At 48.4% G+C, this 12,682-nt stretch carries 11 protein-coding genes; 2 read left to right on the top strand and 9 right to left on the bottom strand.

All coding sequences use genetic code 11. The features are described 5' to 3' along the window. Positions 1-236: 236 nt before the first annotated feature. The 6 genes from bcp to AC58PV_RS16935 all read right to left on the bottom strand — a co-directional run bounded on the left by bcp (position 237) and on the right by AC58PV_RS16935 (position 7,232). Positions 237-719, bottom strand: a complete 483-nt coding sequence (gene bcp / locus AC58PV_RS16960) for a thioredoxin-dependent thiol peroxidase (RefSeq protein WP_497433384.1) — start codon at positions 717-719, stop codon at positions 237-239. A 145-nt stretch (positions 720-864) separates the two neighbouring features. After that, positions 865-1,797 (bottom strand): RNA polymerase sigma-70 factor, encoded by a 933-nt coding sequence (locus AC58PV_RS16955; protein ID WP_497433383.1) that lies wholly within the window; start codon positions 1,795-1,797, stop codon positions 865-867. A 39-nt stretch (positions 1,798-1,836) separates the two neighbouring features. After that, the gene (locus AC58PV_RS16950; RefSeq protein ID WP_497433382.1) at positions 1,837-3,114 is read right to left on the bottom strand and encodes a phytoene desaturase family protein; all 1,278 of its coding nucleotides are present in this window, start codon (positions 3,112-3,114) and stop codon (positions 1,837-1,839) included. Positions 3,115-4,063: 949 nt separating this feature from the next. After that, positions 4,064-5,044: a 2,3-diaminopropionate biosynthesis protein SbnB gene (locus AC58PV_RS16945; RefSeq protein ID WP_497433381.1), complete on the bottom strand. Its 981-nt coding sequence runs from the start codon at positions 5,042-5,044 to the stop codon at positions 4,064-4,066. A 16-nt stretch (positions 5,045-5,060) separates the two neighbouring features. Then, the gene (sbnA, locus tag AC58PV_RS16940) at positions 5,061-6,026 is read right to left on the bottom strand and encodes a 2,3-diaminopropionate biosynthesis protein SbnA (protein ID WP_497433380.1); all 966 of its coding nucleotides are present in this window, start codon (positions 6,024-6,026) and stop codon (positions 5,061-5,063) included. 15 nt (positions 6,027-6,041) lie between these two features. After that, positions 6,042-7,232 (bottom strand): phenylacetate--CoA ligase family protein, encoded by a 1,191-nt coding sequence (locus AC58PV_RS16935; RefSeq protein WP_497433379.1) that lies wholly within the window; start codon positions 7,230-7,232, stop codon positions 6,042-6,044. A gap of 200 nt (positions 7,233-7,432) precedes the next feature. On the opposite strand from AC58PV_RS16935, the gene AC58PV_RS16930 reads away from it, so the two are divergent. After that, a complete protein-coding gene (locus tag AC58PV_RS16930) occupies positions 7,433-8,317 on the top strand; it encodes a YheC/YheD family protein (RefSeq protein WP_497433378.1) in 885 nt (294 codons plus the stop codon). Between the two features lie 391 nt (positions 8,318-8,708). Here the strand turns inward: AC58PV_RS16930 and AC58PV_RS16925 are convergent, their stop codons facing one another. Genes AC58PV_RS16925 through AC58PV_RS16915 form a run of 3 tightly spaced genes read right to left on the bottom strand, consistent with a single transcriptional unit; the run spans position 8,709 to position 11,337 of the window. Further along, on the bottom strand, positions 8,709-9,494 hold the full coding sequence (locus AC58PV_RS16925; protein WP_497433377.1) for an ABC transporter permease: 786 nt from the start codon (positions 9,492-9,494) through the stop codon (positions 8,709-8,711). 3 nt (positions 9,495-9,497) lie between these two features. Next, the gene (locus AC58PV_RS16920) at positions 9,498-10,292 is read right to left on the bottom strand and encodes an ABC transporter permease (protein WP_497433376.1); all 795 of its coding nucleotides are present in this window, start codon (positions 10,290-10,292) and stop codon (positions 9,498-9,500) included. Beyond that, positions 10,285-11,337 carry an ABC transporter ATP-binding protein gene (locus AC58PV_RS16915; protein ID WP_497433375.1) on the bottom strand — a complete coding sequence of 351 codons (1,053 nt, stop codon included), beginning with the start codon at positions 11,335-11,337 and terminating at the stop codon, positions 10,285-10,287. The genes AC58PV_RS16920 and AC58PV_RS16915 overlap by 8 nt, the downstream gene beginning before the upstream one ends. A gap of 231 nt (positions 11,338-11,568) precedes the next feature. On the opposite strand from AC58PV_RS16915, the gene AC58PV_RS16910 reads away from it, so the two are divergent. Continuing rightward, positions 11,569-12,612, top strand: coding sequence for an LCP family protein (locus AC58PV_RS16910; RefSeq protein WP_497433374.1), 1,044 nt, complete (start codon positions 11,569-11,571; stop codon positions 12,610-12,612). The last annotated feature ends 70 nt before the right edge of the window (positions 12,613-12,682 follow it).

Below are 12,682 nucleotides of genomic sequence, written 5' to 3'. Positions count from 1 at the left end.
CGGCTTGCAACGGTACGGATTTTACGCATTTGTACACATTTGAATTAAATGGAAAATATGCAGCTATTCATAAGAGTTTCCTTTGAAAACTAGAATTAACTGTAAAATATGTAGTTAAAATCATCTTTTTCTTTGAAATCAACTAAAATGTTTGTAATTAGCTGTATCCTTTACGAACAAAAAACGATCCCTCTCCACAAGGAGAAGCATCGTTTGAGGTTGATCGTATTCGTCCTCTACTTCATTTCCATCACAGCATCCAACACGGACTGCACATGATTCTTTATCTTCACTTTGCTCCACTCTTTCACAATGTATCCTTTTTCATTGATAAGGAACGTCGATCGAATGATGCCCATGTACTCGCGGCCATACAACTTTTTCAGGGCCCATACCCCATACTTTTCTGCTATTTTATGATTGGTGTCCGAGAGCAGGAGGAAGGGAAGCTCATACTTCGCAATAAACTTATCGTGCGATTTCAACTCATCTGGGCTGATGCCAATCACTTCAACGCCTAATTCAGCAAACTTGCCGTTATAATCTCGAAAGTCGCAGGATTGCTGTGTACAGGTCGGTGTATTATCTTGTGGGTAAAAATAAATAACGACTTTACGCCCTTTATAATCGGCTAAAGAAACTTTCTCTCCGTTCGAGGCAGGCAGCGTGAAGGCTGGCGCCTTGCGCTTGGTTACTGCCGGTTCATTGACTTTTTTCACTATGACTCTCTCCTCTTTCTTGTCTTGCTAGGTAACGCCTGACTTCCTCCCATTATGCGACATTCACCTTGCGACATCAAACGAAAAAAACTGCTAAGAATTACAATGTATTCCGAGCAGCTTTCTATGAGAAAAGGTTAAGACCTCACGCTTCCGTTCGCCTTGTATCGAGGTGCCTCAATTTATCAGGATTCATGACGAGGTAGAAAGCTTTGATCTGCCCATCCTCCAATAGGAACGTCATCACATTATGGGGCTGATCATTCACATACGCAACAATACCTAGTTGTTTGTTTACCGTCATAAAGGTTGAGCGATAGCTCTCGGGCAATTTGGCTAAAACCCCAGATAGGAACTTGGCAATTCTCTCCGCTCCTAGAATAGGGTTGGTCGCCGCATTCACCTTGCCTCCGCCATCAGAGTACAGAACTGCATCGGATTTCACGATCGTTAACAATTGCGCAATATTCCCCGACACTAGCGCTTGCACGAATTGTTCCACGACGGCTGTCGTTTGATTAACATCCTGTGATTTGAGCGGTAACTTCGGTTCACTTCCCCGCCCCTCTGCCGGAAGGCTTATCGCATTCTTGGCACGACGGAAAATTTGGCGGCAATTCGCGCTGCTTTTGCCCACGATATCGGCGATTTCATCATATTCATACTGCAGGACCTCGCGAAGCAGGAAGACTGCCCGCTCTACCCAAGACAGCTGCTGCAAGAGCAAGAGATATGCGGTGGATAGCGATTCTTTGTGTGAATAGGCGAGCTCAGGTTCGATCTGATGATCTGTACTAGGTGTTACGAGTGGCTCTGGCAACCAAGGCCCGATGTAGACCTCTCGGTTTTTGCTGGCTGATCGCAGGTTGTCGATACAGCGGTTGGTCACGATTTTGCATAGATACGCTTTGGGATTGTGAACATGATCTAGATTCGTCTCATTGGCGTACAGAAACGCCTCTTGCACGACATCCTCCGCATCCATCACACTGCCTAACATGCGATAAGCAAGTGAGAACATCAATGGTTTATAGGATAGATAGATCTGCTCGGACGCTTCTGCCCCTGTGATTTCCATCTTGCCACACCTCCCGTCTCTACTGTTGATAGCATCATTTTAAGCGAACTGCGGTGTTTTTAAAATAGCCCGAGCCGCACGTCTTGCACTAGCCGCTGAAGCATCAGCCAACATCTCGCCATGACTGACCCAGTCACCAGCTACATAGAGACCCCGAACACCTTCAACTGCAGGCCCTATTTGCAGATTGGATTTCCCCACATGCAACGTGTCATGGACGACCGTCATGTTCGGCAGAAACTGTTTGGTTACGACTTCTTGTTCCCAACCTGGATGTAGGGTCGTCATGGCAGCCTTAAGGGCTTCCTCATCTTCTTTCGGATTACTTTCCCCAGATCCGTTATATTTGACCATATGCACGACGAGTGTGCCATCCTCACTCAGCTTGGCATTTAAAGTGTGATGCGAGAAAAAGATGGGTTGGTCCAGCGCAATCGCCACATTTCTGCCTGGAACGGAGAGCTTCTTCAATCCTAAGTCTAGACATGCAGCTTTCGAAGGACGCGCTTCGTCCTTCCACTGCCTCAATATCGTGTGGTCAGCATCCACGACTAGCTTGTAGGTCTCCGACGGGGACGCAGTGCTGATGACATGCGATACCTCTATCATTTCGTCATGAGCAAGTTTGATGCCCTGTACCTGACCGTTCACGTGTACGATCTCTTTCACGTCAGCGCCACTTAAGATGTGGACACCTGCATCCATTGCTTTTTGTTGGAGCTGATCGACGATTGTTTGCCAGCCTCCATTGATGTAAAGTACTCCTTTTAACGAGCGTTGTACCTGCCCTAGTACTGGACCAGCAAGCTGATGATCTGGATCAAATGTGTATGTTGCCGTTCGGCACAATGAGTAGAAAATATGACGAACCATCGGATCCGCAATTTCTTGCTCTGCCCACCGTCTGAGCGGTGTGTTTTCAACTTTGCTCGCATCCATTTTGGTTAACCGTATGACAAGTCGCAGCAGTCCCAGTTTCCCTGACCAGGTGAGCAGCTTCGATGTGAGCATGCTTAGCGGTGTTGCCGGCATGGGCGCGACCCCTTGGTTCCACAACGCATTGACCTTCGCAGATGGTGGACCCCCTTCGAGGCGAATACCTAACTCTTGCAGAATACGAAAAGCTTCTCCCTTACGGTATAGAGCGTGGCCCCCCAGGTTAAAAAGCACACCGTTTTTCTTATTCGTCATCGCTCTGCCGCCCATTCGTCCCGAACGTTCCAGCAGAACAACACGTCTGCCCCCTTTCGCTACTTCAAGTGCAGCAATGAATCCAGCTAAGCCCCCGCCAATAACGGCTGTATCGTATTTGGTCATGTTCATCATCCTCCAGTTTCGCTTTTATATGACTTAAGGCGAATTAGGAGTGCGTTTTGTGACAAGTGCAGAAAAAATTATTTCTGCGCGCTGCTCAGGTGAGGTGGGGGAGGGCTAATTTGTTTTCGGGCAATGGGGATGGAGATGGGGGGATGAGGGTAAGTGAACTTGACGGGCCACTTTCGGACATGAATGGAGGTGGATGAGGCGGGAGGGGAGTGTTTAGCTGTATAACCTACAGCTATTCCTGCAGATTAGACGCTTTCTCTAGAATAGCTGTAAAAACTACAGTTAAAATATCGAATAACCGAAGAAACCGGATAATCGAAGGAAAATAGATGTAGGAAAGCAAGTTATACGTTCAGAAACGCGAAATTCGGTTCGAATAGCTGTAGGAAGTCCAGTTAGTTAGACCACCGACAGTTAACAACGTGCGCGCGTAGTTGATGAGATCGGTTACAACGCAATAACTCCCGCGAAAAATAATCCACAGGTACATTTCTGTGGATATCTTGGCATGTGGATATGTTAATATGCACGAAATAAGTTATGCACACCAGGGACTTAAGTCCCTGTGGACTTGTGGACAACTCTGTGGATAGTTGTGTGTAACGATAACAAAGTGGCATTACCTATTGGAGAAACATCCTCTGAGATGCCCCTGTTTACTTTTGTAATCACACTATCTAAGGTTGCCGTTACACTTTTCCATCACCCGCCATCCGCCGCACTCCCCCAATATAACAGAGCCCCATTCCTCTATTCGCCAAATTATTCACAAATTCCAATATGTACGGAACGAGGTTCCGCTATTTCATCGAATTACGCTCCCAAGCTTCAAATTCCTGCTGAAATAGCGCCCTCACGTTCCGTTGCGTCTTAGAAGTGGCTGTTCTCGGCGAATAACGGAAACTCGTTCCGCATCTCCAAGAAAACGAACCCCTTACGACTACTTATACTTACTACCCTCAAGCGTAACTCCCTTATGCAGCCGCAAGGCTTCACGCCAATAGTAGCCTGCAATGGCTATATCGAAGATACCTAGGCCCATCGGGTTAAAAAATACGTGCTCCTGCGCTCCCACCCCAGCTAGCTCGTCGCGCAGCACGACATCGGCTAAGGTGCGCACGTCCGATTCCTGTAAGTTGTACCGCAGATGCAGTTGCTCGATATCTGTCCCCTCACGGCATACCTCGCGCCAATCATCTACAATGATCGCTTTCACGCCAGCGACGCTTTCTGGTTTATAGTCCCGGAGGGAGACATTGAGCAGAAGCGCACCTTGAGGCGGGGCCTCATCAATGTACCTCTCCGCCGACACCGTGCATGTCATAATGACATTAGCCTCGCGATAGCCTACGCGCCAATCATGAATGACCTGCGTCCTGCTCTGAATTGCTTCCGGAATCGTCTCCATCTCGACACCATTCAAATCATAAATCCGCACCTCTTCAATCCATTCGCCGAATAAAGCGGTACACATATCCAGATGCAGGCGCCCAATAGGTCCCCACCCGATTAAGTGAATACGCAGACGCTCAGGCTGCCTTGCTTTCACAAATTGACTCAACATGACACCGCTCACCGCTGCGGTCCGCAGACCGTTTAACAGTCCGCTGTGGATAAATGCCAGTGGCTCACCTGTTGAAGGCTTATTCAGAATCAGCGTATTATGAGCCCGGGGAAGTCCCATAAGGCGATTGTCTGGAAAACTCGCAATCCATTTAATCCCCGAAATATCGATGCTACCGCCTACATAGGCAGGCATGGCAATAATCCGGTTTTTGGGATCACGAAAACGTAAGTATGGCTTCAAGGGATGCGCACAATCCCCGTTATCTTGTATGGCAACGACATCTTGAATGATATCGGTTAGCTTCTTCCAATCGATTCCGATTTCTCGGATATGGTCATCCTGTAAATACAACATTCGCTAGTCTCCCATGCTAGTTACTCGGTATATACCCTATTTCTCGCCCAACCCATTCATCGTTGTACACCGTATTCAAATACCGTTCACCACGATCCGGCAAAATCGCCGCAACAACGGCTCCCGCAGGAATGATTCCACTCATTCGTTGTATCGCTGAAATAACGCCCCCGGAGGAAGCACCAGCTAGAACGGCCTCTTCACGAACTAAGGCACGGCAGCCCTCCACACACTCCCTGTCGGATACATAGATGACCTTGTCCGCAACATCATGCCGATGCAAGCCAGGCGTGATACCTGCGCCGAGTCCAGGGAATTTCCTCGACCCCTTTTCCCCGCCAAAAATAACACTGCCTTCGGCATCCACCGCCACAATCTGTGTCGACCATCCACGACTTCGGATATACTCCATACATCCTCGAATCGTTCCACAGGAGGAAACACCGCAAAACAAATAATCAACCGCCCCTAATTGCTCCCCAATTTCCCGCATCGTTGTTTCACTATGAGCCAGCGCATTGTCCGGGCTTGCGTACTGATTCGTCCAGTAGGCATGAGGGATTTGACTCACAAGCTCTGCTACTCGCCGGATGCGAGCTGGCAGAAATTCCCCCGTCGCTTCATCCGGTACTGAGACGAGGTCAATTTCACCGTGGAAGCTGCGGATGATTTGCAAATGCTGCTGCGTCGTACGCGGATCGACAACACAGATGAACCGTAGCCCGAGATAACGACAGAGCTGAGCCAGACTGATCGCGAGGTTGCCCGAGCTAGACTCCACGATGACACTCTCGCTCGTCACCTCGCCGCGACGGATTGCCTCCCGCAGCATGAACAGAGCCGGCCGATCCTTCGCGCTGCCGCCAGGGTTCATCCACTCCATTTTGCCATAAACATCAAAGGGTTGATCTTTAAACAAACGCGACAGCCGAATCAAGGGCGTATGCCCGATCGCACGGACAATTCCACCTTCAAGTTCCATTCACTTCACGCTCCTTTATGTGTAAAAAATCTTTTTATTTTTCACGGAGGTGCGGTTCTGTGAATCCTCAAAGGTGCCCCCGATAACTTGGATACCATCCAAAAGTTTGGCCTTAATCATCATGCCGATCGCTGGAATGTGGTTCTCGACATCCGCACGAATGCTGTTCAGAACCGCAGGCGTCGCCAGCGCACTGTAGATATACACAGTTAAGGCATTGACACTCACCTGCACACGAACACTGGCTTCACGCAGATGACGATACACGACATCCTCGATGTCATAGATACTTATTTTCTCCCCATGCTTCAGGTCGGGCCCGATGCGCTTGACGATACTCTGAAAGCTCTGCGTTGGAACGCCGTCCACATCAATAACTTTCAGATCGCGCACAACATCATACGTCACATAGCGCAGTGCCGGAAACGAATCCCTCACTGTCGAAGTAAGCACCAATACTTGCTCTAACTTATCCGGCAGCGGCTCCAAGTCCGCACCTAGAAGCTCAGGCTGGATCCCCTCTGCGAGGAGCCCTTCCGCCAATAAATACCTACCATAAACGTGGGAAAAGTAGGCAATGGTCCCAATCTCGATAGATCCATACGTATCGGTGACTTGCGTCTCCGCTATCCCCAATCTTTCGGCCGTGCGCTGTCTCCATCCGGGAGAAGCAATTTCCCCAACTAGAATGACATGCTGGATGCCATACGCTTCAGGATTCTCCGACGCTTGCATAATCCGATCCAAAATGGAAGGCATCGTGTACAGCACCTCGGGTCTAAAGCTTTGAAGCCGTTCAATATGCTCCTCGATCGGAAGCCGAAAGGATACCGATTCTACCTCCATACCGAGCTCGCGGAATACCTCGACAGCCGTTGCCTCCGCGTGCCCTGTTCCCATGTCTGCCATCGCAGTTCGATAACTAGTGCCTGCCAGAATAGTGCGGAACACATCCCCTTTAATTCTCAGGTAATCCTCTTCGTCGGATTGGGAATAAAAGATGGTCTTACGCCGTTTCGAACTCGTACCTGACGTTAGATAGCGATTCATTGGCTCCTGCAGAAATGGATTGGTATCTGCATAATAATGCGATTCCAACATTCCAGCTGTCACTAGCGGCATTGCAGCGAGTTCTTCCAGCTCGTGTCCTGGCAACAACCAGGGAAATTGCCGTTTCATCTTCTGAATAACTTCCTCTACGCGCATAGATGTGCGGCTCCTCCTCTCAGCTCTAGTAACTGAACCTGTTCTCCAAATCCACCTGACTACATATTCTATGCGCCCTTCCCGCCTATCGTTCTTTTTTCCTAATTTCCTACCTAATTCCCTGTTCACCCGTCCCCAGTGTCGTTCATATCATAGTGAAATAACGTAACGCGGAACTCCGTAGAGAGAGGATCATTTCCATGACAAGTTCACTGAAAGCCGTCTCAAGCAAATGGATAAAAACACGCATTATGCAGCGGAATGTGAAATTAAGTAAATATGTGCCTGCGACACACCCTTTTGATCGAAATCGACTATCGACCATGCTCACCCGGCACGGTATGCTCTACGTTAAACCCGACATCGGTTCGCTCGGAATTGGCGTTATCCGCGTTGAGAAACGCAGTGGTACTTACCGCTATCAAAGCGGCACGCGCATCTTTCATTTTCAGACATTCGATAAGCTGTATCTCTCCCTGAGGCACCGCTTCGGCACCAAGCGTTATCTCATTCAAAAAGGTATTCACGTGCTAACGCACGAAGGCAATCCCTACGACTTCCGTGTCATGATCCAGCGAAACCCTTCGGGCAGATGGGAATGCACAGGAACTGCAGCCCGGGTCGCACACCCGCAGAAAGCTGTCACCAATGGCAGTCAAGGCGGCACCATCTACAGCCCTTATGATCTCCTGTCACCGCGAATCGGTGTCCAAGCAACAACTCTTCTCCTGCATGAAATGGAAAAAATATCACACCTTACCGCGGGTCAACTCAGCCGCTCCTACCCAGGCATGAATGAGCTCGGCATCGATATTGCCGTCGATCAAAGGCTGAAGCCATGGATCCTCGAGGTCAACACACGACCCGATCCCTGTCCCTTCACCAAGCTGGCGGATCAAACCATCATCCGCAGAATCGTCCGCTTCGGCAGAGCCAATGGCCGGAAGTATGATTTGACGTGCTCGAAGGCGAAGAAGGCGCCTAAGCGGCGCTTCTCGACTGCATCTTTAGATCAGGAGCAGCCGCTTCCGAGTGCAGAACCTTCTGCTCACCCTTTTTCAGAACCGTTTCCTGAGAAAGAATGATTAATATCGAGGTTACAGCTCCCTTTCCGACGGATTCCTCGGCGGCTTCACGCTGTAAGCGTGTTTTTCACCGTTACAGCTCCCTTCCGGACGGATTCCTCGACGGCTTCACGCTGTAAGCGTGTTTTTCACCGTTACAGCTCGCTTCCGGACCGATTCCTCGGCGGCTTCATGCTGTAAGCGTGTTTTTCACCGTTACAGCTCGCTTTCCGACTCATTCCTCGGCGGCTTCACGCTGTAAGCGTGTTTTTTCACCGTTACAGCTCGCTTTCCGACTCATTCCTCGGCGACTTCACGCTGTAAGCGTGTTTTTCACCGTTACAGCAGTTTCCATACAAAACAGGCCGTCCCACAAGGTTAATCACCTTGTAGGACGGCCTGTTGATTTGAGCTATGAACCTGCGCCGCGATAACGCTTCACGCCAATGTTCCACACCGTGATGCCCAGCGCACTAAACGCGATGCCCACCACCGGGGTAAGCAAAGCAAACCATTTCCAGTTCTCTGGATCAATGAAATAGGCTGCCGGGTAAAAGCCCACGAATGCAAAAGGCAGTATCCACGTCAGAATACTCCGCAGCAATTTATTATAGATCGTTGCCGGGTAACGCCCGTAGTTCTGAATGTTCCATATCAACGGCAGGATACCTGTTGGCGCATCCGAGAAGAACGCTAGCGAGGTCAATGAAATGTATACACCTGCATAAATCAGAATCGAACCCACCACCATGACGATGAAAATCAGCGGATCATGCCAATGGAACGGCAGGTCCAACTGCACCCAGGAGTAGATCATGACGACCAAGCCTCCCAATGCACTGAACATCGAGGCAGGATCGAGATTCTCCATCATCAGCTGCCACAGATTATACGCTGGCCGCGTTAGGATACGATCCATTTCCCCTTTGACAATGTAGCGCTCACTAAAGCCCCACAGATTAAAAAAGGAAATAAATATGCCATAGGGGATCATAAAATAACCGTAGATGAACAAAATTTGTTCTTGATTCCAGCCGCCCATCGATTGCGTTTGCATAAAAACGACGAGAATGAAGAATAGATTCAGTCCATTGAATAACAAATCGGACAGCACTTCAATCCAAAAATCGGATCGGTAGGTGAGCCGCGTTTTCATGTAGTTTTTGAAATAGTCGAAAACGAGGGTGATATAAAACATGCGTTACCCTCCTTGTACGAATAAACGTGTTTTGGATTTTACCCACAGTGCATAGATCGGAATAATCAGAATCAAGAACCAGAGTACTTGTACGCCAAAGTTTTGGAGTATAGCGTTGCCCGTTATTTTGCCGGTAAACACTGCGCTGGGTAAATAAGTAATGGCCTGAAAGGGCAGCCATTCAAGAATCGACTTGGACCATCCTGGGAAAAATGAGATCGGGATAATGAGCCCTGAAAACAAGTCCACCGCTACGCGCTTCATGCGCATAAGGCCTTCATTATTTTCGAGGAAAAAGGCAAATAAACCCGTAATAATATTCAACTGCGTATTAATTAGAAAGCTGAAGAACAGCATCACTAAGTAGATAACCCACAAGCTCGGATCCGCTGGGAATTGAATCGGCAGCAGCAACCAGATCAGAATCATGCCTGGTGTAGTGAAGAGCAATAGCCGGAAAACCCCTTCGCCTAACCCCTGCATCATTTTCACAAAAATATAATTGTAGGGCCGGATGAATTGAATCGCGACACTTCCATCACGAATCTCGTTTGCAATCTCGCGATCTAGGTTATTAAAATAGAAAGCGCGTCCCATCCAGGATATCGCCACATAGGTTGTCATTTGCCCGAGGGTAAGACCACCAATAACAGCTTGATCGCCGTAAATCGCTTTGTAGACGAAATAGTAAGAACCAATATTCAGGGCATAAATCAGGATCCCGCTGTAATAATTCACCCGATAAGCGAGCATCATGAGAAACCGCATGCGTATAACTTCTATATAAGCTTTATGCATGGGTTGTAACTCCCTCTGGCTGATCGATCTCCAAACGTTTCACTTCGGCCGAGCCTGATTTATAAATTTCACGCACGATATCGTCGGTATTCGTTTCATTGATTTTGATATCTTGGATTTGCAGCACCCCAACGACGCGACTTAATACATCCGAGATATTCGCTCTTTCGTACGGGATGAACACTTTGGCGGATAGCTCGTTCTCAAGCTGCCAAGCGACATCCAAACCCTGGGTCAGCTCTTGAAGTCGCGGTAACGTCGTTGGCTGCTCGAACTGTAGGACAACTTCTTTTCCTTTGCCCCATCTAGCTTTCAGCTCTTCCAGACCGCCATCATAAATAATTCGGCCGTCATCCAGCATAATAACACGGGAGCATAGTGCTTCGATGTCCTGCAGATCATGCGTTGTCAGCAGAATCGTCGTCTCATATCGCTGATTGAGTGACTTCAGAAATTCACGAATCTCTGTTTTGACCACAATGTCGAGGCCGATAGTCGGCTCATCCAGAAACAGAATTGCAGGATTATGCAGCAGCGAAGCCGCTAATTCACAACGCATCCGCTGACCTAAGCTGAGTTTACGGACAGGTCGTGACAGGAGATCGGATAGCTGCAAACGGTCAACGAGTTCGTCGAGGCGTTTTTTGTAATCGGCTTCGGAGACCCGATATACCTTTTTCAACAGCTGGAAAGACTCTACAACACCGATGTCCCACCAGAGCTGACTGCGCTGACCGAACACGACACCGATCCCAGCGACGAATTTCTCACGCTCTTTGAACGGCACATAGCCATTCACTTTGATGTGTCCCGAAGTTGGGACGAGGATACCGGTCAACATTTTGATCGTCGTCGATTTCCCGGCACCATTTTCACCGATATATCCACAAATTTCGCCCTTCGGAATCTGAAAGCTTATGTCTTTCACAGCTGTAATTTGCTTGTACTCACGTTTGAATAAATCTTGCATGGCTCCCTTAAGGCCACCGCGGCTTTGCTGAACTTGAAATTCTTTGCGCAGCATTTGAACATCTATGGCTAACATGCGTCTTCCCCCCTGACTTCGTCGTCTCGGTTACAGATTACGGCAACATTCGTCATAACTTGCTATCGAAGTTTCGTAGCATCTATAATATGGATCATAATGGCGTTTCATACAACCGTACAACAAGCTCATGATACCCCAATTCTGTAAGAAAAAAAAGTACAGATTAATAGGCATCGTTTTTCACCTTACATCAACGCTAAATTTACCTTGGAGAGGAGCTTACATAGTATGAAAATTTTCAAACGGACCATGCTCCTGATCGTCATGCTTCTGCTAGTTGTCGCCGGCTATTATACTTACGCCTTCTACAGTTTCGCGAACAGTATCTCTCATAACTCAGACACGAAGGATGGGAAAGGTAGTGGAACCATATCCTCACTTCCAAACAACGTGAAGGATGCAGATAAATACCTACCACCCAAATGGGAGAGCAAGCAGCGAGTGAATATTCTGCTATTAGGCGGCGATTCTCGCGGCATGGTGAAGAATGAATTACCTCGGTCAGACAGTATTATGCTAGCCTCTATCGACCCGGTCACCAAGAAAGCTCACCTGTTCTCGATTCTGCGGGACACCTACGTGAAAATCCCTGGCGAAGGCGAGGATCGGATTAATACCGCGATTACGACAGGCGGACCTAATTTGGCCATGAAAACCGTCAGCGATCTGCTTGGCATTCCTGTTCAATATTATGTGTATACGGATTTCAAGGGTTTCATCGCGCTTATTGACGCGGTAGGCGGCATCGACATTGATGTTGAAAAGGATATGAAATATTCCGATTCCGAAGATGATCATGTGTACGACATTAATTTGAAAAAAGGGCAGCAGCATCTAGATGGCAAAACCGCCTTGCAATATGTGCGTTTCCGCCATGACGCGTTGTCTGACTTCTCTCGGACAGAGAGACAGAGAAAGTTCCTGACAGCTGTTGCGGCTAAAATGCAATCCACATCATCGCTGATCAAGCTCCCGCGCATTCTGAATGCGATCGATCCGTACATCGATACGAATCTTAGCGTAACGGACATGCTCAAGCTCGGAAGCCTTGGCTATGAAGCCAAAGCTGACGGTATCGTCACTTCACAGCTTCCCCCTTCAGAATTACTGATGGAGAAAACGATCCGTGGGGCTTCCGTGATCACTGCCGATAAAACGAAGCTTCAAAAGTATTTGAAAGACCTTTTTGCAGGTACAGCCGAAGCGGATTCTGGGCCAACTAAGCCATCACCTTCGCCAACACCGAAGGTTGCTACCAAAGCCGCGAAGTAGGACACACATGCTTGACAAACAGATAATAAGAGTGGGTATCCACTCTTATTTTTTGTATGATTATGGCCTG

This window comes from Paenibacillus sp. J22FR83 (assembly GCF_059691955.1).
This window is presented reverse-complemented; position numbering and strand designations above follow the sequence as displayed.

Coding starts and splice junctions, on each gene's coding strand:
- sbnA (WP_497433380.1), bottom strand. CDS start 6,026: ATGGAACTTGAAGGTGGAATTGTCCGTGCGATCGGGCATACGCCCTTG.
- AC58PV_RS16920 (WP_497433376.1), bottom strand. CDS start 10,292: ATGCATAAAGCTTATATAGAAGTTATACGCATGCGGTTTCTCATGATG.
- AC58PV_RS16935 (WP_497433379.1), bottom strand. CDS start 7,232: ATGCGCGTAGAGGAAGTTATTCAGAAGATGAAACGGCAATTTCCCTGG.
- AC58PV_RS16915 (WP_497433375.1), bottom strand. CDS start 11,337: ATGTTAGCCATAGATGTTCAAATGCTGCGCAAAGAATTTCAAGTTCAG.
- AC58PV_RS16955 (WP_497433383.1), bottom strand. CDS start 1,797: ATGGAAATCACAGGGGCAGAAGCGTCCGAGCAGATCTATCTATCCTAT.
- AC58PV_RS16930 (WP_497433378.1), top strand. CDS start 7,433: ATGACAAGTTCACTGAAAGCCGTCTCAAGCAAATGGATAAAAACACGC.
- AC58PV_RS16945 (WP_497433381.1), bottom strand. CDS start 5,044: ATGTTGTATTTACAGGATGACCATATCCGAGAAATCGGAATCGATTGG.
- AC58PV_RS16950 (WP_497433382.1), bottom strand. CDS start 3,114: ATGACCAAATACGATACAGCCGTTATTGGCGGGGGCTTAGCTGGATTC.
- AC58PV_RS16925 (WP_497433377.1), bottom strand. CDS start 9,494: ATGTTTTATATCACCCTCGTTTTCGACTATTTCAAAAACTACATGAAA.
- AC58PV_RS16910 (WP_497433374.1), top strand. CDS start 11,569: ATGAAAATTTTCAAACGGACCATGCTCCTGATCGTCATGCTTCTGCTA.